The following is a 24,945-nucleotide window of genomic DNA, read 5'->3' on the forward strand; positions in this document are numbered from 1 at the left end:
TAAACGCTGTTCACTTGCCCAAGCCGTGACCAAATGCAAAGCTTTTACGCCTTGATTACGGTCATAAGAACCTCTAATACTTTTGCCATCAATGGGGATAATCTCGCCAACTATCGAACCAAGCATACTTTGAAGCCACTTCGCTAAACATTGTTCTCTCATCATCAGGATTGATTTTTTCAAAGACTCGTCGAAAAGTATCGTCACTCGGGATACCATTGGGTAATTCGAGAAATTCCTCTAACCATTGCTGTTTAGCGATGCCATAATTTTCCAGGTCTTCCCAACCTTCGGCACCGCCAATGACGGCTAAAATAGAGATTACTAAAATATCTTTTAATGAGTGTTTTTGGGTTCTTTGAACTCTGGGGTCCGGGATCTCTGCTACATAATTCAATAAATTGGCTTGGATGTCGCCCAGAGGTGTTAAATGTCGTTTTTCTGCTCTTTTGGCTTGAGATTTTACAGCGAGTTTCAATCTAGGTGCAAAACCCTTTGTCATTGTCTTTGACTCCGTTTAAACTTGATTGACTTTGTTAAGATTCAAACTTGATTATAGGTTTGAGTTCGGTGCACAGATATAGAGCCTATTGGCGGCTTTTTGTCAAGTACAATTTATACCAAATTAGATGAGCTTACCCTGCCCCGAATACAGCCCCGACTATAACTTAATTGAATTAGTATGGCATTCGGCAAAAGAATATATTGCCAATCGACTTTTTACATCTATTGAAGAGCTAGAGTATTTATTGCACCGCCTCTTAAATGAAGGGCAATTAATAATTAAATGGGGTCGCAAAATCAAAAATAAGGGTAATGCTTGTATCACAGTTTAAATGTGCAACAGCTTATTGTTTGCTCCCAATGCTCCGCCTGCAGAATCCCGTAGAAGATATTTGGCTAAATGCCAAGACTTGGTTGAGAAAATTTGGGAATCGGCTCAGTTCTTTTGCCTTGGTTAAATGGTTTTTCAATTTTACCATACAGGAACAAAGCTTTGACTTTCTCAAGTTACACAAATTTGGTATTTTTGAACCAACACTCAATGGAACTGCTGCTCGATCGAACCCTTAATTAATTTACGAATGATTTGCGATCGCTATAGTAACTCTGCTGAGAACTAAAAACAATCTCATACCGCTCCTCTATATAAGCTTTTAGTTTTCCTAAATTCCAATAATTATTTTTTTGTAGCCAATCAATGATGGCTGCTCGTTCCTCATGTTTTAAATATCCCACAGAACCCTTATAAGGCAGCTTGAGAGCAGATACACCTTGCAGGGCGAATATCTGAGTCCATTTACTAATAAAGCCAGAACTGACTGATAGACTTTCCTGAATCTCTCGTTGCTTATATCCTTTAAGCTTCATAGAGACGGTAATTGCTCGTTTCAACTCACGGGGATCGGGATTAGATTAGATAAATTCCGTTAACTCTTGTAACATAGAGAACTTATGTAGTGATTCTAGCTATCTCATAAATCATTTAGGATTGCTATAGTTTAGCATACTAGCTACTGAAGAGCCGTTTTTTTCCGAATCAAGAGAGTTAATGCCTACTTGTTGACATATTCATCTCAAACTCCAAACAACCAAGCCTGAGAGCATTTGCTCTCAGGCTTTTCTAGCGGAATTTTTAACTGCTTGTTGCATCTGGCGCGCTAGCTCAAGCAGAGGATTTGGTTTCTTCAGCTACTTGCTCGTTGTTGGGCAACTCCAGGCAATAACCAGCCCCATATACGGTTTTGATGTACCGAGGATGTCGGGGATCGGGCTCCATCTTGGTTCTCAGGTGTCTGATGTGTACACGAATAGTTTCGATGTCGTCGTCGGGGTCGTAACCCCACACTTCTTTGAGAATTTCGCTGGGAGAGACTGTCTGACCGTGGCGCTGAAGCAAGCAGTGCAGCAACTCAAACTCTAGGTGGGTCAGTTTGACTGTCTGATCGTACCAAACAGCTTCAAACCTTTCGGGGACAAGGGTCAGCGGGCCGTAATTCAGAATTTCGGAGTGTTTGGCAGCTTGGGGGATGCGGTCTGTGCGCCTTAGTAGAGCTCGCACTCGGGCTAGCATCTCTTCTAATTCAAATGGTTTGGTCAGGTAGTCGTCGGCGCCGGAGTTGAAGCCTTCTACTTTGTCTTGAGTTTGACTTAAGGCTGTCAACATCAAGACGGGAATGTCTGAGGTGCGCTCGTCACGCCGCAAACGCTGACATACGGTGAATCCGTCTACTCTAGGCAGCATGAGGTCTAGCATGATCAGGTCGGGGAGCAGTTGTATTGCTAGCGCCTGACCTTTGATGCCGTCTTCTGCCTGGGTGACTTCGTAGCCAGCCATTTCTAGGTTGACTGCTACGAGTTCGGCGATCGCCGCGTCATCATCAATAACAAGTATCCGAGGCATCATTATTTATCTCACCGCTAACCGAATGGCAGATCCTACAGCCTTCTGGGGGTTCCAGGTAACTTTAACGAACAATTTTTTAATTTTAAGCTTCATTAAGGATTATAAGGTTGATTAAGAACTTTCGGGACTCTGTAAATATTCTTGTACTAATTATAAGCCCTAAGAGGCCTTATCAGAAAACTGTTGGGCCAAAATCTTGCTGGGGGCAGATTTTTGGTCGCCAAGAACCGCCTTAACTTTTGCAGGGTGCGCCTGGGGCTTCAGAGGATAGCCCTAACGGTAGTCCGCGTTTTGCATAACCCTGTTAACCGTTAACTGTAAATTTTTTAAGTTAGTTAATTTTGCTTATAAAATTTTTGTGTTTTTTGAGGGGGTAGGGCTTGCTTTTTTGGCGTATTGACGGTATTATTAAATAATATTAATATGACTATTTATAAAATAAATAAAAATATTGCAATTATTAATTGATATCACAGAAAAGTCAAATAATCAATCCCGCACCCTCACAATTTTTGGCCTGTGGGGCTAATTTTTTCATCGCCCTGGAATCAGAAAAACAACCGATAACAACCGCTTGCATACCTACTGAGGGCGAGTTTGCGATCGAGCTGGCTGAGTATTTTGGTTAGGAACACTCGCCTTAGAGCTTAATTTTTGGAAATAAAGACCGCCGATGGTGGCTAAGAATATTGTGTAAGCCGCTGCTTGGACGAGATAAAGTCGATCTCTGTATCCAAACAGTGCTTTGAGAATCACTCCCGGAAATTGCCGATCGGGCAAAATTTCCGCTGCATTCCACACCATCGGCCCTAAAATACAAGAGTGGACTGGTGCGAGGCGCTCGTAATAAAAACAAATCGCTGCATACTTGCTATTCATCTGCGACAAAATCCCAGCGGCTTGGTCAAAATGTTTGAGTGCAGATACTGCCAAACCTGCCACAATTAACAGCAACAAAATCCCCATAAACTTGAAAAACAGGCGGATATCAATTTTGACACCCCACTTGAACAGTAGCGCGCCAATGATTGCCGCCCCTGTCAAACCGCCCAAAGCTCCCAAAGCGGGGCTCAAACCTTGTTGAAACTGAGCGCTGACAAATATAACTGTTTCAAAACCTTCGCGCAGTACCGCAATAAAAATTAAGCCAAATACGCCCCAGCCAGCATTGCTATTTTCTGTCAAAGCTGCTGTAACTGCTCCTTCAACTTCTGCTTTGAGAAAGCGCGCTTGCTGAGTCATCCAAATTAGCATCCAGCTTAGCATTGCGATCGCCCCAATGCCCAACACGCCCTCTAATAGCTGTTTAATTACTGGTGCGTAAGGCTGCTCTGATGTTGATAGTGCTGCGAGCAATCCATTGAAGAGAACACCCACAAAACCGCTAGCAGCAATGCCGGCTGCGACACCTGCATAAACCCAAGAATTGAGGTGACTTTGCTCGGCTTTTTTGAGACAAGCTAGTACAATTCCTACGACTAAGGCGGCTTCTACGCCTTCGCGCAGGGTAATTACAAAAGTCGGTACCGCTTCGCTAAAATTCATTTTTTATAATCATGGAGGATGGGGCCTGGGCATGGAGCCGTGGTCATTGGTCATTGGAAATAACAACTCGCCACTAACCAATAACCAATGATTAAATCAACTATAATCCCGCAGCATTTTTTTTAATTCTACTTGGTGCAATTCTTCTTGTCCAATCAGATTGCGGGCATATTCTTCCAAATAAACGCTGGAGTTAGTCACAACTTCAAGTAAAGATTTATACTTTTTGAGCGCTTTTTTCTCGTGATTTAAACTTTCTTCCAATAAGTCTTTCACCGAGTGTTTGTAGGTTTCTTCGATGGGAGCAATTTTCTGACTAGGATGCCCCTCTAAACCGGTGAGAATTTCTCCTGCTTGTTGGGCGTGGAGTAGGGATTCCGTGGCTTGTGCTTTAAAAAACTGCACGATGGGAATCCTGTTTGGCCCTGTCACCATTAGTGCATAGTGAGTGTAGCGCACGACACCTGCTAGTTCCCATTCCATGATGGTGCATAGCAGTTCCTGAGTTTTTTTTTCGTCAAGTTCTTTCATTTGTTGTTTTAGATGTAGAATGCCTTAGAGGGCGCTGTTTATAATATCACATTTAAGTGAAAAATGAAAAGTAAGGTGCGGATGGCGCACCTTACCGGAGAGATGTTGTATGTGAGCTACGGGTTAACTTCTAAGGTTCCCGTAGGAGCAAACACTACAGTAAACTTAGCGACTGGTGCTGCACTGTTACTGCTGCTAGTTTCGGAAGATTTCAGCAGATTTGGCAAAGGAGTTTCTTGGGTGTAATCCTTGGCTGGTTGATTGAGCGGCTCGAAATTGCCGATCGCCCCATCTTGACTTGTACTGACTCGATAGACTAGATTTTGATTGAACGTAGGGCTAGTTTGCCAACTTCGATCGATGTGATCGTAGACTTTTAGAGCTAACTCATCTAGTTTTACGCGATCCGTAATTTCTGCTGTCTGATTTGGTCCATCCACCGCCTGAACTTCCTGCTGGCCTGCTGATACAGGTACAGCTTGGAAAGTCTTATCTGTACGGCTACTCGCAATAGCCGTTTCAGTAGACTTATTAGTGAAAGGTACAACCTTTGGAGACTTCTCAGGCAGCTTTTTTTGGCTGTCAACAACTAAACTGGAATTATTTGTAGTCGCAAGCGCACTGCTACTCGCAATAGCTGGTTGGGCAAGCCCCTTAGCAATAGCATTATCCGGTTTTTTCCCCTCGATTGTCAAAGACTTGACGTGGGAACCGAGAAACTTTTTTTTTTGGCTGACGCGCCACATTGAGATAGGAAAAGTCACAAAGAAAAGAGTCAAAACTCCCATACTAATCCAAACTATTTTGTGCATCTCCCTGGCTGGGAGCGGCTTATTTTTTGTTTCCATTATCAAACCTCACATTATTTAAGTTAACGGCAAATAGGGGAAGAGAGGATGCCAGGACATAGCTGTCGCAGCAACTAACAAAGCAAACATCCAGAAAAATATGGTGCGACTTTTAATCTGCTGATTTTTCCACAGCAGATGCAGAATTGGCCAACTGACCAGCCAACCGACAAGCAACATAGTTTCTTTGCCCGTGTAGCTGCCGATGTTGCCCCACAATTCATCATTAGTCTTGCTTCCCGGAATCCAACTACCCAGGTTCCAAAGCATTTCGTTTATCTCTTTGGATGTGTCCCCTAAATGGTGACTCACCATCATTGTGAAACAACCAATTGCAGCGCTAACTATTGCTGCTGCTGCCGGGCCCGAAACGCTAGGCGCAGTTGCCGAACCCTCAGCTAAACCGTTGGGAAAGTGTTTTAATTTGCTCCAAAATTTTCCGTAAAAAGGTTCATCACCCGCATGGCTTTGGCGGGATAATTGTCTGGTCATTTCACAAATCTCCTATGATAGTTGATAGTGGGTAGGGGCAGTGCCACCTTGTCCGCCCTGAGAGTCAATCGATTGAGAGTTGAGAGTTGAGAGTCGATCGATTGATAGTTGTGGATAATTGGCAAATGCTGACTACAAAGCATGAATTTTTGCAACGCCAATTCCACTTACCATGCCACCCATTGAAAAAAACATTAGCGCCATCAAAGCTACACAGGTTGCGGTTAAAACCTGGCGATTCTGCTTTTCTAAAATTGCATCGCCGTAAGTCCACAGAATCCAGGTGCAAGCTATTGCTAATGGCAGGGTAAACAGGACGCTAAACTCGTGATATTCCATCAAAACATACTGCCCTAAAGGCGAGTTTTCTTTCAGCCAAGCCCGAGCTCCGCCAAAGTCCATGCCTGCCCGATAACGCATATAAGCCCAATTCCCGGTAGCTATGGCTAAAAAGCTCAAAATAGATGACCAAAAGGCTAATGTACGCATTTGCGGCAAGATTTTACCGGCACCCCGCAGCAAGGGGAAAGCTAAATGTCCCGTGTAAACCATCACTACCATTGCAAACATTGCGCCTAAGCCGTGAATGGTTCCCATCAATCGTTGCCAATGGCTGGGATGCAGTAGGTTGACTAAAGGTAAAAACAGAAACATACCAGCCGATAAAAAACTCAGTCCGTAGATAGAAACTTGAGCAATATCTAATTGTCTGGGAAATTCAGATGTAACTAAATTGGTAGTTGAGTCTGGTGTTGAGTGCTGCACCACTGGCGGGCCTCCTGTAGGTTGGTCGGAAAATTACTTGAGAATAAGCGCATTAGTATTGTGAGTTTCTTGATAATGCAGCCCGTGCGGGAAAAGCCGATCGCACATTGGCGCTAGTGACAACTGCAAACCTACTGCTAACTATATCAACTCGCAATAATTGAGGCTTTTTCGTTTCTAGAACACCCAATAATTACGACTTGACCAGCTTTAGCCCAATTTCGCTGCTGCTGTGGTCAAAAAATTAATGCAACTTATTCTCAAGAGTTGAGAATAAAACCAATTAGGGATTTTCAGTTTTTTCTTTATATTTTTTTAATATTCTTGTTTGAGCTTGACGCTGAATACATTTTGCTTGTAAATCTGTAAACAAATATTGATAATTCTTATCAAAAAGCTTCTATTTGCAGGTGGTCTGTAAAATATCCGAATAATTCTTCAGGATTATTTAATGTAAAATTTCTCCGGCTCAAAATCCTGCCCCAGAGGCGCTAATCTATATCGAATAAGCGATCGCCCGCCGCAAACCCCCCGATCGCTCGATCGCATTAATGCCCCCAGAGGGGGTTTTAAATTTTTGTAAAAAATAGTTGACTAAAGAGTTGGAACTTCTCTCGTTTGGGATAGATCGATGCACATACCTGATGGTTTCCTTTCACCGCCAGTAGCCGTTGCCACCGGCATAGCAAGTGCAGCAGTAATTGCAGTTGCCCTGAATCGAACCCGCGCCAGTCTTGGACTTCGACAAGCCCCAATCATGGGCTTAACTACAGCTTTCGTATTTGCAGCCCAGATGATCAACTTTCCTGTAGCCGGCGGCACCAGCGGCCACTTGTTGGGAGGGGCGCTCGCATCCGTCGTTTTGGGGAGCCCTTGGGCGGCAACTTTAGCGATGAGCACAGTTTTTATAATTCAGAGCGTCTTGTTTGCCGACGGGGGCATCACCGCCTTGGGAGCCAATATTTTTAACATGGGGCTAGTTGGCATTTGGGTGGGCTGGTGGCTGTTGCAGCCATTGCAGCAACTCTTGGGAGGTTCCAGAAATCGTTTGCCCCTAGCCGCGGGCATCGCCGCCGCCCTTAGCGTTGTGGCTGCTTCGATTTGTGTGGCGATCGAACTGGCAATTTCTGGTACAGTAGGGCTCAATATCGCGCTCCCAGGAATGGTAGGCGTACATATTTTAATTGGGATTGGCGAAGGGGTAATTACAGGCGGCGTTTTAACTTATCTCGTCAAAGTGCGGCCGGATTTACTGCCGGGAGAACAGCCGCAATTGCAGAAATGGGTAGTGCCAGTAATCGGAGTTTTATTAATTTCCGGGGTGCTTTCGCTGTTTGCTTCAAGTTGGCCTGACGGGTTAGAAGCGGTAGCCGAAAAACACGGCTTTAAAGATAAAGAAGCTGTGGCGATCGAAAATCCTACTCCTTTAGCAGATTACACAGTTAAAGGATTAGAAGAACAGCCTATTGGTACTAGCATTGCTGGACTTTTGGGGTCTGCCTTCAGCTTCGGCGCGGCCTTTGGTATTGCTCAGTTGGTGGTAAAACCTAAAGATGGCTAAACTCTCTATACCTTTTCGATTGCGCCTGTCTTTGACAATTGTCATCGGCATTGGTTTTATGAATACTGGCGCTTGGCTGTGGCTGGGAATTTATGGGGCGATCGCACTTTTTTGGTCGTTTTGGCTCAGGGCTCCGGTACGAACCCTAGCGCAACTGTTGGGAGCAGAATTACTTTTTCTCTCCTTATTAGTGCTGCCGCAAGGTTGGGAACGTGCCAGTTTTCTGTTGCTGCGTTCCCTAATTTGCCTGCTAATTATGAACAGTTTTCTGCTAACTTTGCCGCCCCACAGTTTCGGAATCGCCCTCAAAGGATTACCCCTACCAGCAGGTTTGCAAGAGATTGTACTTTTAACGGGACAATACTTAGAAATTCTGCTGGCCGAAGTCAACCGCATGAAAATATCCGCCCAACTCCGAGGCTTGTCCGGCGCCGGAGGATGGCTGCGTTACGCCAGTGCTTCCATGATCGGAGCGCTTTATTTGCGAAGTCTCGATCGCGCAGAAAGAGTACACGCAGCCATGCTAATTCGGGGATATCAAGGAAGTTGGCCCGCAGACTCAAAATCGACACCAAAAGAGCGACTCTGGCTGACAATAACAATGTTAATAGTAGCCGGATTAACAACAGCTTCTTACGGTAATTGGGAATGGGTAATTGGGAATGGGTAATTAACTGGTTCCCAAGCTCTGCCTGGCAACTGATGTCCAGACGCTCTGCCTCGCTTCTTGCGGAGGGAAGTTGGAGGCAGAGCCAAAGCATCTGCCTTCGCAGGCAGAACCGGGGAACAAGTAGAAATTATTCAATCTAAAATCTAAAATCTAAAATCTAAAATCGGATGACTAATCTCAAATCCCCACCAACAATCGAAGTGCAAGACTTAGTATTTGGCTATCCCGATCAAAAGCCAGTATTGCGGGGAATTTCTTTTACTTTGCAACCGGGAGAAAGAGTTGCTCTACTTGGCCTGACAGGTGCTGGTAAAAGCACTTTGCTCGAAAACTTGATCGGATTAAAAATGCCTCAATCCGGTGAGATTAGAGTGCAGGGAAAAAAGTTGGAACCGAAGACGTTATCGCAGGCGCGCAGGCAGATTGGATTTTGCTTTCAAGATGCTAATGACCAGCTATTTATGCCGACTATTTTAGAGGATGTCATGTTCGGCCCCCGCAATTACGGAGTGCCGCCGGGAGTTGCGCGCGATCGAGCTTTATCACTATTAGACGAATTCGGTTTAGTAGAATTTGCCAACCGTTCGGCCCACGAACTTTCGGGAGGCCAAAGAAGATTAGCAGCCTTGGCAGCAATTTTAGCATTACAGCCGGCAATTTTAATCTTAGACGAGCCGACGAACGGACTCGATCCCTCGTGGCGGCGTCATTTGGCTAAGGTTTTGTCCCAATTGCCGATCGAGGTAATTTTGATCGCTTCTCACAATTTGAATTGGATTGGGAAAACCACTCAAAGAGCCTTAGTTTTGGCGGACGGTGAGATTAAAATTGACAGAAGAACTAAAGATTTGCTGGCAGATAAATTAACTCTCGAGTATTACAATTTACCGCCAGATTGGTAATTAATTATTGGTTTGTATTGAGAATTTTATTCCTCTGTACAAACCTGCTAACCGTTATTTTACAGGACATCAAATGAAAGAGAATAGACTTATTACTACATAAATCTTTGATGGAGCGAGAAACCGTAGATGCAATGCCGATGAAAAGCAGATAATTTTAAGAGAATTGGCTATTTTGGTAAGAGGTATAATATCTAGCTCTAATTACAGCTCGAATTTGCAAACGGCTTCATTGTACAGATGAATAGCTAAATCGCGAATAATTTGTTCATTTTGAAAATCACTTCCTAACTTCAGTTGTGCCGTTTGAACACACATTTTCATCAACTCGCATGAACTTTCGATGTGAAGTGCGATCGCCATTTGCTTTTGTTCAAAAATTACCTCCCTCTCCGTCAACATTTCTACCGATTGAGAATTGGCAGATGGTTCTAAATTTTCCGGTGTTTTTTGTTGCTTTTTCCTTTGCAATTCCTCGGAAAAACCAGAAGAAATTATACCCGCAGGCAAAGCAAAAATTCCGATGCCCAAAAATGCTAATATTGATCCTAAAAATCTGCCGATAGGAGTGATGGGATAAATATCGCCGTAACCGACAGTAGTTAGAGTCACAACTCCCCACCACATTGCATCGGGGATGCTCCCAAAAGATTTAGGCTGGGCTGATGATTCCACAAAATACATGAGACTAGATGCAAAAATCAATAAGATAAAAACGGCAAAAGCGGTAGCTAGTAATTCCTCTTTTTTAGCGTATAAGACTGAACCCAAAGTTCGCACCGACTCAGAATACCTGCTGATTTTTATCAAGCGTAATAAGCGCAGAATGCTAATTATATAAACAAATCTTAATTGGGGAAATAACAACAATAAGTAAAAGGGTAAAATAGAAATCAAGTCGATCAGGCTCAGCGGTGTGAGAGCGTATTTAAGTCTTCCCCAAATCGGGTGGCTGTATTTGCGATCGACGGTACACACCCACATCCTCAAAACATATTCTAGTGTAAAGACCAAAGAGGAAAAAATTTCGATATATTCAAAAAGTTGTTTGTGTCCTAGGGAAAAGCTTGGGGAAGTGGAAGCAATAAAAGCTGTAAGGTTTAAAACTATTAAGGAAGGAATAATTAGATCATCTGCTAAGCTGTAGAAATTATTGCTATCTGAGACTTCTAAAATTTCATAGAGGATTGTTTTGAGTTTTTTTCGCATCTGGTTCTCTCGTGGGTGATGGCAGATTAATGATTACTGCTTAGTGTAGCTTAATAAATTTAATAAAAAAAGTAAGCTTTGGAGCTAAGCTGGGAAGAACTGCCAACTATTACTGGATTAGCAGGCAAAATCATGAAGGTAGCCGTATTTAATACCAAATCCTACGATCGCACTTTTCTGACAGCAGCCAATGTCGGCGGTCAACACGAGTTGGTTTTTTTTGAACCGCATTTGACCCTAGAAACCAGCGTTTTGGCTGCTGGATTTCCGGCCGTCTGCGCCTTCGTGAACGACTGCTTGGACGCGAAAACGCTCGGGGCGATCGCCGAAAAAGGAGTCCGCTTGCTGGCCCTGAGATCTGCCGGATTCAATCACGTGGATTTAGCAGCAGCGAAGGATTTAGGCTTAACTCTCCTCCGAGTTCCTGCTTATTCTCCCTACGCCGTTGCGGAACACGCAGTCGCTATGATGTTGTCCCTCAACCGTAAAATCCACCGCGCCTACAACCGCGTCCGCGAAGGCAATTTCGCCCTAGACGGCTTGTTGGGTTTTGACCTCCACGGGAAAACGGTGGGAATCGTCGGGACTGGCAGAATTGGCGCAATTACTGGCCAAATTCTGCACGGATTCGGGTGTCGCCTCCTGGGTTACGATGTTTTCCAAAACGTAGATTGCCTCGCCCTAGGCATGAAATACGTCGCACTCCCGGAACTGTTCGCCGCCTCTGATATTGTCAGCCTCCACTGTCCGCTGATGCCGGAAACTTACCATTTGATCGGTGCAGAGGCGATCGAGCAAATGAAACCGGGGATGATGCTGATCAATACCAGCCGCGGTCAGTTGATTGACACTGAAGCTGTTACCAAAGGACTAAAGTCTGGTATAATTGGCTACCTCGGATTAGATGTTTACGAACAAGAGACGGATCTGTTTTTTGAGGATTTGTCAAATCACGTCATTCAAGACGACGTTTTTCAGCGTTTGCTGACTTTTCCCAACGTCCTGATTACCGGACATCAAGCTTTTTTCACCGAGGAAGCTTTGAAAAATATCGCCGAAACTACGATCGGCAATATCACCGACTTTGAACAAGGACGCCCTTGCCCGAATCAAATCGACCTCGATCAAGTGAAAAAATGAGTCAAAAGACCGATTTGGCAGCGAAGGCAATTGTTTAAAATCAAGTCATATCGTTATTTTTGCTTGCAATTTGTGAAACTCTGCCTTAGTCTCATCAATTAGTCCCTGCAGCGCGGATGCTGTGCTAATTGCCGGAGAATTATACTGGCAGCAATTCACAGCCTGCAATTTTACCTGACAACGGAGGAAGTATTCAATGACACAAGCTAACTTTTCGGACGAGACACAAACAATCACTGAAGTCGTGACAGTAGATCTGGTGGAGGACAAACCGGGGGTCATGACTACAGTGACAACCACAGAAACACCGACCAGCCAGTTCCAAGATATTAAAGACCAAGTTATTACAATTTTGTCGGAACTTCCAGCCTATCTCTCTAATTTTTTTGCTGACTACCAAAAGCCCCTCATAACTGTTGGTTTAATTCTGGCAGGTGGTATTAGTATTAAGGTAATGCTGGGAGTTTTAGGTGCTCTTAATGATGTCCCTTTGGTAGCTCCAGTTTTTGAGTTAATTGGCATGGGATATACGGGTTGGTTTGTTTACCGCTATCTGCTCAAGGCTTCTAACCGCCAAGAGTTGTTAACGGAAATTGATTCTTTAAAAGAACAAGTTGTAGGTAAAGATTCTTAAACGGATGTTGAAGGAAGAGGGAAGTTCGGCAACGGATTATGTAACGGATGTAACGGATGTCAGGAAGAAGGAAGAAGGAAGAAAGAGAATTTTTCCCACTCTCCCCTCTCCTAATCTCCTAATCTCCCACTCCTCCCTCTCCCACTCTCCCGCTCTCAATTTGGATGGCAAACTTGTTGCAAAGTGGCGGTAAAGTCGGGGTAGGAAATGGCAGCAGCTTCTGCCCGGTGAATGTTAGTAATACCTGTGGCGTTGAGCGCTGCGATCGCCAAACTCATGGCGATTCTGTGGTCGGTGTAGCTGTCAACATCCGCACCCGTCAAAGGAGTTCCCCCGGTAATTTCTAAACCGTCGGGTAACTCGGAAATTTGCGCTCCCATGCGGTTGAGTTCGGCAGCAGTCACGGCCAGCCGATCGCTCTCTTTGACTCGCAACTCGGCCGCATCTCGAATTATTGTAGTACCGGACGCAAAGATCGCCGCTACGGCCAAAATCGGGATTTCGTCAATCAGTCGGGGAATTAAGTCGCCCGCAATGGTGCATCCCCGCAATTGGCCGGAACTGCGAACCAAAATATCCGCTACCGGTTCCCCAGCCGCCTCTCGCTGATTTTGCAGTTCAATATCGGCGCCCATCATTTCCAAAGCTTCCAAAATGCCTGTACGAGTTGGGTTGACGCCGACATTTTCGACTACGAGCTCGGAACCGGGGACTATCGCCCCAGCAACTAGCCAAAATGCCGCCGAACTAATATCCCCCGGTACAATCACATTCTGCCCTTGCAGTTGTGTCGGCCCAGTGACTGTCACGCTACAAGTTTCTGGATCGACGCTCAATTGGGCTCCAAACGCTCGCAGCATCCGCTCGCTGTGATCCCGCGACAGAGCGGGTTCTGTGACTGTAGTTTCTCCGCTTGCCATCAAACCGGCGAGCAAAATGCAAGATTTAACTTGAGCCGAGGCGATCGGAGAATGGTAGTGAATCGGTTTTAACTGCTGTCCTAGTATCGCTAAGGGAGCTAAAGAATTACTTTTTCGGCCCCAAATTTGCGCTCCCATTTGTTGCAGCGGTTTAATGACGCGCGACATCGGGCGCGATCGCAAAGAACTGTCACCCGTTACCGCAAAAAAACGCCCCGGATGAGAGGCTAAAATTCCCAGCATCAGCCGCATCGTCGTGCCGGAATTGCCCGCGTCCAAGACTTCTACAGGCTCCTCTAACTCGCCAATTCCGACGCCCGTGACCCTCACCCGTTCCGCGTTGAGTTCAGAAACTTTGGCTCCCAAGAGCGAGAAACATTTAGCAGTGCTGCGGGGGTCTTCTCCTAGGAGTAGTCCCTCAATAGTAGTTTCACCTTGGGCGATCGCACCCAACATCAAAGCTCGGTGAGAAATCGACTTATCCCCCGGAACTCGAATCCTCCCCATCAGCGACAAGCCCGAGGCCGGTTTTTGAATGCTTAAAGTTTGGCTTTTGTCAAGAAGCGTAGTAGTTATAATGTCAGCTTGCATTGAGATAAACTAGGATTGGATGGCGTTAGCTATCCTACCTTTTTCCCAGTCCTAAGTTAGTCGTCTTTTGTACGGCCTGCGGGTTTTTTCCCAATGTGTCCGGTTAACTTAAAGCCTGATTAAACTCGCCCGGAGACTCCGCTGTCAGTTCTCGATGACACGGGAGTGCGGACGCAACGGCACGGATTTCACATTAATTTCACAAATATTATCCGTGTATCTGCTTAGATTTCATCTCCTGCTCTCAGTTATCGACCCGATGATTGAAGTTTGACTGAACAATTTTAGATTTTCGATTGCAAGTTGTAGATTTTTCATTTTTTTAAGCAAAAGCTCCGGAATTTGGAACCCAGCCAATCTAAAATCTAAAGTCTAAAATCTCAAATCTCAAACCGCCCGATCCACCACAACTCCTAAACTTTTATTTATGCTGACCCACCACCGCAAGCCTGTAAGTTTATCGCTGGTATCCACAGATTTACCTTTGTGGTCAGTCGTTGAAACCGCTGCTACGGTTTATCAAAAAGACCGGGATCGCTTTCACTTGTTGTTGCACGAACCAGCAATAATCGATCGCGAATTTTCCGACGGCTCCGACAAATCTGCCGAGCAAGTTACAATCTTACCCCCAACTACAAAACCCCGGTTGCTCTGGCTAGAAGTTTCGCCCTATCGAGTCATTATGACGATGCAAGGAAACGGCAAATACAGTTACCGCCACTGCTGGGAACGAGGAATGTACGGCCTGAGCCGTTATTGGCTTCAGGGTGAATCCTTGGCGACTCCCGAACAGTTGCGGCTCCGCAACTTCACTCGCAACTTGACGCTGACAGGAAAGCCGGAACCGGATCACTTGCAGTTAGAATATGAGTTGTGGTCGGACAAAGTACAACTCGGTCGCTATATTTTGAATCTAGAAATTCATCACTAAATTGGGTAATTGCAAAGGGGTAGATAGTAGGTGAAGGCGACGCCTTCCTCAAATTCATTCACCTGCCGTGGGTTGTTGGGGTTCGCGTGGCCATCTCAAAACTCAAAAATCTTAGCCTTTAGCGATCGCTCTTACAATAATTAATCAGTTTGCTAGTCAAAGCGTCTTGATTTGCGGCTGCTTGATTCGCCTGTTGGCCGGCTCTAATAATATCTGCTTGAGCTGTTTGGATTTGCTCTCGACCTTCTATACTTGTAGAAGCTAGATTGCCAGCCTGAAGGCTTTTGCTTATGTCGCCGAGTGCTTGACTAATTTCCTGGAAGGATTTAACCGATGGCTTCTGAATTTCTTTGAGGGTTGGATCTGTTATTCGCAGAGCCTCAAGTTCTTTGGCTATCACGTTCAAATTTTTAGCTAAGTTGTCGTTCGTTGCAGCATCGTTGCTGTCTTTATCAACATCAATGAGAGCGTTGCCTTTGTTGACAATTTCAATAAATTTAGTACACTGGACAGCTCGGCTATCGCTGCAACTAATCGTCAGCGTACAGCAAGCAACAACTATCAGCAGGATGGCAATCTGTTTGCGAAAAAAGTACATGAACCCTCGGTTGCAAAAAAAAGTAGATTCTGGGATTTTATAGTAGAGTGAGTCAGCGATTAGCCGATATATCGACTGTCGAAAAACTTTCGCGGCATTCAGACACGCTCTACTAAGCTAAACTACGTACCTGTTTAGGAACTATGGTCAAAAACAGCAATAACCTAAAGAAGGGAAGCATTTGGGGATATCTTACCCTGCTTTTGCCTATTTCCTTGACGGCGGTTGCCAGTTTCGAGTCGGGAAGGATGTTTTGGGCGATCGCCACCACAGCGGGCATTGCTTGGGCTTGCAGGCTCTACCAGCAGCAGCAAAAACACAAACTCGCTCATTTAGACTCGGTTTTCTATAAGTTGATCAAGGAAAATCAAGGGCGAGTTACGGCTTTGGATTTGGCGATGAATGCGAAACTCCCCGGGGAAAAGGTTCAAGAGTATCTCGACGAACGAGCCTCTGAGTTTGCAGCGGATTTTGAAGTGACGGAACAAGGCGGAATTTTGTATTATTTTCAAATAGCTCCACCTGCCAATCAAAGCGAAACAGCTAATGCGGGAATAGCTGTTCAAGAGCCTCCCACAAATCGGGAAAAAGCACAAGATAAAAAACCAAATTTATTCCCCCTTGCTCAAACCAAGACTCCTCAAAAGCCCAAAATCTCTTTTACGCAGACGGAACTCTCTCGCAGGTTCAAAGTTCACGCAACTACGATCGGCAAGTGGAAACTTAAGCCGGAGTTTGCTCAGTGGAGCCGCGAAAAAGACCCGGAGGATCTCGCCTGGGAATATTCTACAGAAAACAAGCGATTTTATCCCAAAGATTGAGTTCCTCCGGTATTTACCAAAATATCTCAAGAAACCCGGTTTCTACGACGCTCTGCGCTTAGTAACGAAGAATTTTGGAAGAAACCGGGTTCCTGAGATTTGAGCGCGTCCTGGACTAATTTTACTGCGGTTGACCGAAAGCATCCAGGATACAAGCTCCCGGATTCATCCGTCCAGAAATAAAAAACCTGTATCCGATGAAACTTGCCCCCCGAATTTATCCGTGAAGTGAATGCTTCAATTCTAAAATCTAAAATCTAAAATCGATTGACCGATCGACCTGTTTAGGTTATTTTAAGTAAAATCCTCTATTGTTGAGTTTGCCAAATAAAAATCGGTAAATTCGATCGTCCTATCTGTGACTTTTTTCTCCTATGTCCAAAACAACCTTGCGAGTAGTTGCCCGCCTCGCTGCCTTTCCTGACAAAGTAGCAGAACTTAAATCTCTGCTGCTGAGCATTATGGAGCCCACTCGCAAAGAAAAAGGCTGCATCAAATACGAACTCCTGCAAAATCAAGCCGATCCCACAGATTTTACCTTTGTTGAAGAGTGGGAAAGTGCAAATTTGCTCGAACTACATCTCGGTTCAACTCACATTCAAGACGCCGTGCAGAAATTAGACGGTTTGGCCGTTGGGCCTCCAGATATCCGCCGCTATGAATTGCTAGCTTAATTGGGTTTTTATAGCAATTTTATTAAGGGTTGGGAAATAGCTTAGACCCCCCTAGCCCGCCTTATGACAATCCTAAATCATTTGTGAATTTCTTAGTCCCTCCCTTTGGTAAGGGGATGGTTGGGGTGAGGTAAAAAAATTACGAATTATTTAGGATTGCTATAGTAAGGGGGAGAAAAGTTTAGGTTAAATTGAAGCACAGCTAAAAAAAATATGACAGTAGCAACAATAAAACAGTTATTTATTTATCCAATTAAAGGGCTGACACCGCAAGAAATGTCGGAGTTTGCTTTAACAGCAGGACACGGAATTAAGGGCGATCGAGCTTTTGCCTTAATGTTTGCAGATAATCCTGAAGCTGCAAAGATGCCCCCCCAAAATATGCGTTGGATGAGCAAAAAAAATTTTGCTGTCCAAAACGATTGGCCTTTGTTAGCAGCTTTAGAATGTGATTATCAACCGGAAACGGGGGTTTTAACAGTCAAGCGTCAAGGAGTTGAAGTGTTATCGGCAGAAACGAACACAGCAGCGGGGCGCGATCGCATCGGCACTTTTTTCACCGAATATCTGGCGGCAATTGAACCCACAAAAGAAGCGAGACACCCGCAGTTTGCACCTTTGCACTTAGTCGGCGACACCAGCGGCGAAACTCGTTATCCCGATCGAGAACCAGTACACATTTCTTTACTCAGTCAAGCCACATTAGACCAATTAACAGAAATCGCTCTTCAAAACATTGACGTGGGCCGATTTCGCCCGAACATTGTGCTAGAAGGTATGGCAGCTTGGTCAGAATTTGAGTTGATCGGAAAACAGTTTCAATTAGGCACGGCGCGCATAGAAGTTACAGCACGAATCGGTCGCTGTGTCAATATAGAAGTGAATCCAGAAACAGGCGATCGGGATATTTCCCTACTCAGTTTACTCCAAAAGGAATTCGGTCACGCACAAACTGGAGTGTTAGCCAAAATTATCAACAGCGGCACAGTTAAAATCGGCGATGTTTTGACTTCTTAATAAAAAGCAACATTAAGATTGTGAATGCTGCCTAACTTCCTCTACTGATAAACCGAGTGCTTCTGCTACTTGCTGTGTATTCAATCCCATTGCCAACAACCGAGGGATGGCATCCCGCCGTGCTTGGGCTTCTGCACTCAAAGCCTGCTCTGCTAAGGAAGCTCGTTGCTGTTCGACAGCAGCTCGTTCTGTACCTGTCAGCAGCAAATTGCCCTCGCTGTCCCACCACCGCAGCCACAGCATTGTCTGGTTTTGATAACTGCCTTGCCACAGTCCTAATTCTACGCCCATTGGCGCGATCGGATAATGAGCGCGAGCGTTCGGAAGCAACTGCTGGTAAAACCCATTATTCAGGCTGTAAACCTCCAGCCTGCCACTATTGATCTCATAGATGCCATAATACGGAATCCGCATGATCCGCTCATAGACCCAAAACTTCCCAGGTCTTGGCGCCGATTCGACTTCGGAGTACGATAGTGGCGTTGTGTCTCGCTCTTGTGAACCGTCTCCCGATGCGAACTCCAAAGCAATCATCGGAGCCATGAATTCCCGCCACAGCACGTAAGAGCGACGAATCTGATTTCCTAGTCTTGGTGGCACGTTCGGCACGTAGAACCAATCAGGAGCTTCTGCTCCCTTTTCAAGCGGGTCTGTTTCTCGCCAATAGATGCCACAGTCTTGCCCTATAGCATATTGCCGATCGGGATGAAGCCCTTGCAATACCGACCCGATAGAATCAGTTAAAAGAATGCTCTGGGGATGCTCCTGAAAATTCTTGACGAAAGTGCCGTCTTCCTCTGGCAGTTGAGTGTGGTCGGGGAAGGAAGAGGGAAGGACAATCTTTTCGCTTGCCGGGCTCATGCTACCTCTCAAGTATTGCAGCTTACCTGAATATCTTAACAGCTAGGGTATGATACCCTTGAGTCATAATATAGACACTGAGGCTGTCAGCCCTTTATGAGTGGCGACTCAAATATGTTAACTAGAATACATATTCACTATCAACACCGGTATTGAAAACATGAGTAAACAATTATACAAAGTTTTTGACGAAGTAGAATTCCAAGCTCAACTGCTTGCTAAATACTGGAATAATTTTTCTACACAAATTTCTGAACATTTACCAGATACATATCAGCCTGAGATACAAAAACTTTCTAGTAAATTAGACCAGGCTTTAAGCACTCTGGTTGAGGCACTTCGTAATCCAACTCTGACTCTTGCGACTACAGGAACCACCAGTAGTGGGAAAAGCACTTTGGTAAATTTGTTATGTGGAGCCGAAATTGTCCCCGTAGCCGTAAGTGAAATGAGCGCAGGGGCAGTCACAATCGAATATAGCAAGGAAAAGTCTCTAATAATCCATGAAACACCAGGAGCATTGTGGGAATGTGGAGAATGGAGAGGTATCAGAGAGGAAAAAATTTATCAGCGCTTATACCAAGTAATGATAAGTTATATCGAAAACAGAGAAAAAGAACCGAATTTAGCTTGCCCACAATCTACAATATTTTACCCTTTCAGGCTTGTCAAAGAGTCTAAACTGGAACTACCACAAGGAACAAGGGTAAAAATTCTTGATTTACCTGGTTTGGCGTATGTGGGCGATCGAGGTAACGCAGATGTTATTAAACAGTGCCGAGAGGCCTTGTGCATAGTCACATACAATAGTGCAGAAACCGATGCACATAAAGTAAAAAGCTTACTGCAAGAAGTTGTACAGCAGGTAAAAGATTTAGGTGGTTCTCCTGCACGTATGCTCTTTACTCTGAATCGGATTGACGTTTTTAGAGCCGACAAAAATTGGCCTGAAACAGAAAATCGCTTTGTTGAAAAAGCTATACGTGATATAAAAAACGAATTGACTGAACAATTACAAGAATATACAGAAGATATTGAGAAGTTACAAGTTGTCAAACTTAGTACATGGCCTGCTCTACTAGCCCTTCAGATCCACAATAATGATGATATCTATAGTGCTGAAGCCTGTAAAAAGGCAGACAACAATTTTAATGGATTAATTGATGAAGATATATTAGAAGTCCTGCCACGTAACGTACAAAAATGGTCTAGACACGATCGAAACCGAGTTGCTGAAGCATTATGGCAAAAATCTTATGCAGAGGAATTTCAACAGAACTTAAGGGGACATATTACTCAACACTTTCCACAGTTAGTGATCCCACAAATTATAGAACGCTTCAATCTATCCGCAGGAAATGCCGTAACGGAATGGGCAACACAAACAACAACAGCTATTCTTAATAGTTCGGAAGAACGCTATAAACAGGAATACGAAAATATATCAAGGATTAGGGCATCACTTAAACAGTTCTTAGAAATTAGCGATACAAATTTAAAACAGCCTTTTGAAAAACTAGATACAAAAGTTAAACAGGTTCTTGGAAAACAGTCAGAAGATGATGTTGTGAAGTATATAAGAACCGTAATTTCGGAGCTTCTAGAAGTTGAACCATACAAGGAACTAGGAGTAAAACCATACAAGGAACTAGGAGTAAAATTACATCCAGTCTATTCATGGGAAAATGAGTTTCAGAGAGGAATTAACCAAGTATTGGAAGCAGTAGCAAAGTCTTTAGAGACTGGGATAGTAGATTTAGACAGTCCGAATCTGAAAAGAGCAAATGTTTTAAATGTAAATTTACTAGCAAGAAACTTGAACCGTTTAGTTGGCTTAGGCTACAAGGCTTCCGTTGCTAAAGAAGGAAAAACAATGGAAGCAAGAACGGAGGCTGAGAAAAATAAACTCAAACAACTTAATGAGGAACTCAATGAACTAGCTATCCATCTTAACATTGTTATACAGGATGTATTAAAACAGATTTCTACTCAAGAATTAAATAGAATTCATGAGGCTGTGTCCGAATTGTTTCGCTGCCATTTGTCTTATTTTGAAAATGAAGCAAATGATATTGCACCTAACATAGCAATTAAATTTCCTGAATCAGAACTGATTAAAGTCGAAAGTGATTTCACATTTAACTTTAGGTTTAAAGCAGGATTTCCTATTAGAAAAGAGAATTGGGAGGAAGCAGTACAGGTTCCAAGACAAAAAAGAACTTGGTATACATTGTGGATAGGGAAGAAAACCATTTATGAAACCGAATATCGAACTCGTTCTAGCGATAATGCTGATATACCAAGCGTAGACAATTTACTTGAAGGGTGGGTAATGCAGGCAAAAGGGGAAGACTCAGAAAGAGTAAATCAAGTTGCAAGCTGGTTACTAGAACAAATTGATTGTCTAAAAAAAAATGTAGATAAAGTTCAGAGTGATATTCTTGACCGTTATCAAGAAAGGCTTGATAAGGCCCACCAAGAGATTACTCTAGATTATGAAAAACAAAGAAACGTCTGGCAACCTATGCAACAAAAAGCTCAAAACCTAGCCGAAGAGTTTTCTAGCTTAGAACAAGTTTGGAAAGTTAAGTGAAGAATTGATAATTAGCTTTGTTAATTTAAAATTATTGCTCAATTCAAAAAATATAATGGCATGACTTCGCAAACCAACAATCCAGTAGCTCAAAACATAGAAAAATTGTATCAACCGATTTGGAAAGAGATTTATCCTAAAATTAAAAATCACAAGAAGGGAGTTCTGTCCACAATAATATATATAATAGTTGGAGGAGACAACTCACAAGCTCAAGAAGTTTGTCAGCGTTTTCAAGTTAAAGCATACGCATCAATAGAAGATGATTTATCTAAATTCGACGAGATTATTGAGCTTTTCATAAGGAATCCTAATAACATAACAGCGATAAATGATGATAATATAATTAAGCGGGCTGAGAAAATTTTTTTAAAAAATCTACGTAAGGTTAGGAATAATTGGGAAGGTAATGATATGCAATTATGGCAAATTTTTTTCATAGGATGTCTAATGGTAGGAACAGTTGTTTGTATAAAAAATAAAGGACGAGAATTAGAAGATAGTCGCGAAATTCAGCTATCAGATAGCCTTCCACTACGATCAAAAATCCCAAAACCTGTAGATTTGTGTCTTGTTGTACCAGCATCAGTGGTAGGAAATTTAACAAACAATAGCCCAATTAATGTGTCTGACATAGAAAAACTCATAGATAATTCCTTATATTTTCTATGTACAAGTCCTGAAGATGCAGATACTATCCAGCCACGTCTAGAATTAACAGGCGAAAATATTACAACTGTTAGTGAACAGAGAGAAATTTATGTCAGGATTAACATTACTGATGGAGAAAACATGATAGGGCAGAAAGTCCCATATATTTTAAAAAGAAATCTCCCTTCTAATGGAGAAGGTAGGGTTACACAATTAGATTGTCTAAAATATCTATCTGTATCTGGTTTAGAAAACTTTAACCGGATTTAAGGAACCCCAAAATGGATTGGAAAACAGCATCTTCTTACTATGAGGCTCGTCTTAGCGACGCTCTAAACGTGCAGCGACACGCGCTTAACTTGGCTATTTTACCCCAAGCTGAAGTTCCGGCACGATTAAAAGAGGTACTTTTACAAGAAGCAGAACCAACTCGCCGCCAACTTGAAAGACTCAAAAAGCGAGAGTTTCGCATTGCTGTTGTCGGGCTAGAGAAAGCCGGAAAAAGCACATTTATTAATGCTTGGCTAGAATGCGATTTACTTCCAGCGAAGGGAGGAAGATGTACATTTACAACCACCCAAATTTATTCAGTTGAAAATGAGTCAGAACAAAGGCTGGAAGTACAAGCGAGAACTGAAGAAGAGTTTCTCAATTTACTAAAGGAACTTGAGAAAGTAGGGGCGAAAGAAGACCTAAATACTATAAAAATAAACGAAATAACTTTACAACAGGTAAAAAGAGAAGGTAATCTCACTTTTCCCTTTACTAGACTAGAAGATATTAGAGAACCGCTAAAGAAGTATGTAGCAGATGAAAAGTATGCTCACGCTGTTTTAGAAGCTCGACTTTATACTAACAAACTTGCTCAAGCTGAAGGGATTGTTTTTTATGATGTTCCGGGTTTAGATTCTGGTTTAGCAAAGCACGTTGATGAAGCACAAGAGATGCTGTCTGACTGTGATGCTGTGATATTGGTACAGCGGTTTACTAGCCTCCGAGAAAAGGAACTAGAAATAATAAAATTTACAGAACTTGGTGATAAAAACGTTACTGTTGCAGATAAGCTATTTGTTTTTTTAAGTCGCATTGATTCATTAGCCAGTGCAGAGGCCCTTAAAACACATATAGAAGAAGCTTCTCTAGACTGGTTAAGGCGTGCAAACCTTCCCAGCGATCGCATTGTATATGGTTCAGCGGGAGCCTACTTAATTTTGAATGGTTTAGCGGGAGAACAGACTAAGCTAGAGATTGGAGAAGCCAGTAACCTTCAAGCTCAGTTGAAGAGATTAACTGGAATTACCGATGGAGAAACTATCACTAAAGATGGCACGGGCATCCCAGAAATTAAAGACAAAATATTTAACTATATCAACACTGAGCGTGTATCTATTTTAAAGAAAAGATGCGAAGCCTCTATCAATAAAATTATCAACACTTCTGAAGAGATTTATATTACAGTTAGCAAAAACTATCCTGAAAATCCTGAAGAAGCAAAGCTATTTGAAGAAAATAATCGCCGAGTTTTGTTTACGGAATGGTGGAACCAAAAATGGGAAATAATTAGAGCGGACTTACAAAAATATTACGAACATTCTGTTGTCAACAAACCCTTAGAGAGTTCAAGTGCTAACTCATTCACTCAAATAGAAAAATTTAGAGAGCGATATTTACAAATCGTTGAGGCAGAAATGAAGAAACTTAGGGAGGAAACATTTAAAAAGAAAGATACGATTTTTCTGGCCAACTCAAATCCCGAGTTCGATCGCATGAAAGCCAATTTTGCTTGGCGTGATAGTTTGTACGGCGATATTAGTAAGCTTTTATCTTCAATTGCTCATCAACTTGCTTTAGAACTTAAGGATGAAGCATTAAAATTAGTTGACTACATGACAAGTTTATTATGGGAAAGTAACCAAGTAAAAATTAGGCTAATTGAAAATTCAGAGGAGTATTTTTTGGCAAAACTCGAAAATAGCTTAAGCGTATTATTTTTACGCTTTGCCCGTCCAGTTGCTGAAGCGCTGATTCGTGGCCCAGTTAATAGTGATACTCGAAATAAAATCATCAAAAGTTTAGGAGTAGATATTGAAATTGTTGATAACTACTATAGTGGCGAAGAAGCTGCCTTTAAAATTCTGAAAAAATATGTAAAATATGGATCTGATTTACTATTTAATCCTGACCTTCGGCAACAAGTCTTAGGAGTGGCAGGAGTAGCGACACAAATTGCTGGGGTAGCAACGCAAATAGTGGTAGATGTTTCTAAAGGCCTGACATCTCCACAAGACTCTGTAGCTTTTGAGGTAGAGAATGATATTAATGCGTTTGAAGAATACCTACGCTATGCAATTTTCGGTGCCTCTGGTTTCGAGTCATACTGTATTCAAGAACTGAAGGGTTTAGTCGATAGTTTTAGAGACAAAGAAGGTACTTGGACTGGGGTTGCTCTCAATGAATGGTTGCAGGGAAATTCAATTCTATTTGCTGAAATACCTGAGAAGTTGAAGTCAAAAGAATCGAATTTAGAAGTTAGCGAACGATTAAGGCAATTATCTATTGCCTTAAAAAGAAGTCGTTCCTAGCT

General features: G+C 43.2%; 24 protein-coding genes and 3 pseudogenes. 14 read left to right on the top strand and 13 right to left on the bottom strand.

Translation table 11 applies throughout. The annotated features are described in order from the left end of the window. Positions 1 to 421: pseudogene (locus QUA04_RS10380) on the bottom strand (ISAs1 family transposase); the annotation flags it as partial. Positions 422 to 644: 223 nt separating this feature from the next. Between QUA04_RS10380 and QUA04_RS10385 the strand changes: the two are divergent. Both QUA04_RS10385 and QUA04_RS10390 read left to right on the top strand, forming a co-directional pair. Then, positions 645 to 836: pseudogene (locus tag QUA04_RS10385) on the top strand (transposase); the annotation flags it as partial. Between the two features lie 12 nt (positions 837 to 848). After that, positions 849 to 1,074: pseudogene (locus tag QUA04_RS10390) on the top strand (hypothetical protein); the annotation flags it as partial. Here the strand turns inward: QUA04_RS10390 and QUA04_RS10395 are convergent. The 8 genes from QUA04_RS10395 to QUA04_RS10430 form a co-directional block, all read right to left on the bottom strand. Then, entirely contained in the window at positions 1,075 to 1,371 is a 297-nt protein-coding gene (locus tag QUA04_RS10395) for a hypothetical protein (RefSeq protein WP_333256350.1), read from the bottom strand. Between the two features lie 295 nt (positions 1,372 to 1,666). Further along, positions 1,667 to 2,404 (bottom strand): response regulator transcription factor, encoded by a 738-nt coding sequence (locus QUA04_RS10400; protein WP_333072153.1) that lies wholly within the window; start codon positions 2,402 to 2,404, stop codon positions 1,667 to 1,669. Between the two features lie 585 nt (positions 2,405 to 2,989). Then, positions 2,990 to 3,952, bottom strand: a complete 963-nt coding sequence (locus tag QUA04_RS10405) for an FTR1 family protein (protein ID WP_333256353.1) — start codon at positions 3,950 to 3,952, stop codon at positions 2,990 to 2,992. Positions 3,953 to 4,048: 96 nt separating this feature from the next. Further along, positions 4,049 to 4,483, bottom strand: a complete 435-nt coding sequence (locus QUA04_RS10410) for a ferritin-like domain-containing protein (RefSeq protein ID WP_333256356.1) — start codon at positions 4,481 to 4,483, stop codon at positions 4,049 to 4,051. A gap of 116 nt (positions 4,484 to 4,599) precedes the next feature. Further along, positions 4,600 to 5,331: a hypothetical protein gene (locus QUA04_RS10415; protein WP_333256358.1), complete on the bottom strand. Its 732-nt coding sequence runs from the start codon at positions 5,329 to 5,331 to the stop codon at positions 4,600 to 4,602. Positions 5,332 to 5,349: 18 nt separating this feature from the next. Next, positions 5,350 to 5,823 carry a hypothetical protein gene (locus tag QUA04_RS10420; protein WP_333256361.1) on the bottom strand — a complete coding sequence of 158 codons (474 nt, stop codon included), beginning with the start codon at positions 5,821 to 5,823 and terminating at the stop codon, positions 5,350 to 5,352. A gap of 132 nt (positions 5,824 to 5,955) precedes the next feature. Beyond that, positions 5,956 to 6,591 (bottom strand): hypothetical protein, encoded by a 636-nt coding sequence (locus QUA04_RS10425; RefSeq protein WP_333256364.1) that lies wholly within the window; start codon positions 6,589 to 6,591, stop codon positions 5,956 to 5,958. A 493-nt stretch (positions 6,592 to 7,084) separates the two neighbouring features. After that, positions 7,085 to 7,225, bottom strand: a complete 141-nt coding sequence (locus tag QUA04_RS10430; RefSeq protein WP_333256367.1) for a hypothetical protein — start codon at positions 7,223 to 7,225, stop codon at positions 7,085 to 7,087. Here QUA04_RS10430 and QUA04_RS10435 point away from each other — a divergent pair. From QUA04_RS10435 to QUA04_RS10445, 3 genes are all read left to right on the top strand, one after another. Beyond that, the gene (locus QUA04_RS10435; RefSeq protein ID WP_333256369.1) at positions 7,220 to 8,149 is read left to right on the top strand and encodes an energy-coupling factor ABC transporter permease; all 930 of its coding nucleotides are present in this window, start codon (positions 7,220 to 7,222) and stop codon (positions 8,147 to 8,149) included. The two genes, QUA04_RS10430 and QUA04_RS10435, sit on opposite strands and share 6 nt — an antisense overlap. Then, positions 8,142 to 8,819, top strand: coding sequence for an energy-coupling factor transporter transmembrane protein EcfT (locus QUA04_RS10440; RefSeq protein ID WP_333256372.1), 678 nt, complete (start codon positions 8,142 to 8,144; stop codon positions 8,817 to 8,819). Before QUA04_RS10435 ends, QUA04_RS10440 begins: the two co-directional genes overlap by 8 nt. A 167-nt stretch (positions 8,820 to 8,986) precedes the next feature. Next, positions 8,987 to 9,721 (top strand): ABC transporter ATP-binding protein, encoded by a 735-nt coding sequence (locus QUA04_RS10445; RefSeq protein WP_333256374.1) that lies wholly within the window; start codon positions 8,987 to 8,989, stop codon positions 9,719 to 9,721. Positions 9,722 to 9,925: 204 nt separating this feature from the next. Here the strand turns inward: QUA04_RS10445 and QUA04_RS10450 are convergent, their stop codons facing one another. Then, positions 9,926 to 10,930, bottom strand: a complete 1,005-nt coding sequence (locus QUA04_RS10450; protein WP_333256377.1) for an ion transporter — start codon at positions 10,928 to 10,930, stop codon at positions 9,926 to 9,928. Positions 10,931 to 11,062: 132 nt separating this feature from the next. Here QUA04_RS10450 and QUA04_RS10455 point away from each other — a divergent pair, with 132 nt between their 5' ends. Together QUA04_RS10455 and QUA04_RS10460 are read left to right on the top strand one after the other, a co-directional pair. Further along, positions 11,063 to 12,070: a 2-hydroxyacid dehydrogenase gene (locus tag QUA04_RS10455; RefSeq protein ID WP_333256467.1), complete on the top strand. Its 1,008-nt coding sequence runs from the start codon at positions 11,063 to 11,065 to the stop codon at positions 12,068 to 12,070. A gap of 196 nt (positions 12,071 to 12,266) precedes the next feature. Further along, positions 12,267 to 12,704 carry a CAAD domain-containing protein gene (locus QUA04_RS10460; RefSeq protein WP_333256381.1) on the top strand — a complete coding sequence of 146 codons (438 nt, stop codon included), beginning with the start codon at positions 12,267 to 12,269 and terminating at the stop codon, positions 12,702 to 12,704. A 155-nt stretch (positions 12,705 to 12,859) separates the two neighbouring features. On the opposite strand, the gene aroA is transcribed toward QUA04_RS10460, so the two are convergent. Further along, positions 12,860 to 14,215: a 3-phosphoshikimate 1-carboxyvinyltransferase gene (aroA, locus tag QUA04_RS10465; RefSeq protein WP_333256383.1), complete on the bottom strand. Its 1,356-nt coding sequence runs from the start codon at positions 14,213 to 14,215 to the stop codon at positions 12,860 to 12,862. Between the two features lie 427 nt (positions 14,216 to 14,642). Here aroA and QUA04_RS10470 point away from each other — a divergent pair, with 427 nt between their 5' ends. Next, entirely contained in the window at positions 14,643 to 15,146 is a 504-nt protein-coding gene (locus tag QUA04_RS10470; protein WP_333256386.1) for a hypothetical protein, read from the top strand. A gap of 118 nt (positions 15,147 to 15,264) precedes the next feature. Here QUA04_RS10470 and QUA04_RS10475 read toward each other — a convergent pair whose 3' ends face one another. Continuing rightward, on the bottom strand, positions 15,265 to 15,744 hold the full coding sequence (locus tag QUA04_RS10475; RefSeq protein ID WP_333256388.1) for a hypothetical protein: 480 nt from the start codon (positions 15,742 to 15,744) through the stop codon (positions 15,265 to 15,267). A 143-nt stretch (positions 15,745 to 15,887) separates the two neighbouring features. Here QUA04_RS10475 and QUA04_RS10480 point away from each other — a divergent pair, with 143 nt between their 5' ends. From QUA04_RS10480 to QUA04_RS10490, 3 genes are all read left to right on the top strand, one after another. After that, on the top strand, positions 15,888 to 16,565 hold the full coding sequence (locus QUA04_RS10480; RefSeq protein ID WP_333256391.1) for a hypothetical protein: 678 nt from the start codon (positions 15,888 to 15,890) through the stop codon (positions 16,563 to 16,565). A gap of 374 nt (positions 16,566 to 16,939) precedes the next feature. Continuing rightward, positions 16,940 to 17,239 carry a putative quinol monooxygenase gene (locus QUA04_RS10485; RefSeq protein ID WP_333256394.1) on the top strand — a complete coding sequence of 100 codons (300 nt, stop codon included), beginning with the start codon at positions 16,940 to 16,942 and terminating at the stop codon, positions 17,237 to 17,239. A gap of 213 nt (positions 17,240 to 17,452) precedes the next feature. Beyond that, positions 17,453 to 18,256, top strand: a complete 804-nt coding sequence (locus QUA04_RS10490) for an MOSC domain-containing protein (RefSeq protein WP_333256396.1) — start codon at positions 17,453 to 17,455, stop codon at positions 18,254 to 18,256. Between the two features lie 12 nt (positions 18,257 to 18,268). Here QUA04_RS10490 and QUA04_RS10495 read toward each other — a convergent pair whose 3' ends face one another. Next, on the bottom strand, positions 18,269 to 19,117 hold the full coding sequence (locus tag QUA04_RS10495) for a Uma2 family endonuclease (RefSeq protein WP_333256399.1): 849 nt from the start codon (positions 19,115 to 19,117) through the stop codon (positions 18,269 to 18,271). 160 nt (positions 19,118 to 19,277) lie between these two features. On the opposite strand from QUA04_RS10495, the gene QUA04_RS10500 reads away from it, so the two are divergent. Genes QUA04_RS10500 through QUA04_RS10510 form a run of 3 tightly spaced genes read left to right on the top strand, consistent with a single transcriptional unit; the run spans position 19,278 to position 24,943 of the window. Continuing rightward, positions 19,278 to 21,710: a dynamin family protein gene (locus QUA04_RS10500; RefSeq protein WP_333256402.1), complete on the top strand. Its 2,433-nt coding sequence runs from the start codon at positions 19,278 to 19,280 to the stop codon at positions 21,708 to 21,710. 60 nt (positions 21,711 to 21,770) lie between these two features. Further along, a complete protein-coding gene (locus QUA04_RS10505; protein WP_333256404.1) occupies positions 21,771 to 22,631 on the top strand; it encodes a hypothetical protein in 861 nt (286 codons plus the stop codon). 11 nt (positions 22,632 to 22,642) lie between these two features. Next, positions 22,643 to 24,943 carry a dynamin family protein gene (locus QUA04_RS10510; RefSeq protein ID WP_333256407.1) on the top strand — a complete coding sequence of 767 codons (2,301 nt, stop codon included), beginning with the start codon at positions 22,643 to 22,645 and terminating at the stop codon, positions 24,941 to 24,943. Positions 24,944 to 24,945: the final 2 nt, after the last annotated feature.

This window comes from Microcoleus sp. S13_C5, from assembly GCF_036700845.1.
GTDB lineage: Bacteria > Cyanobacteriota > Cyanobacteriia > Cyanobacteriales > Microcoleaceae > Microcoleus.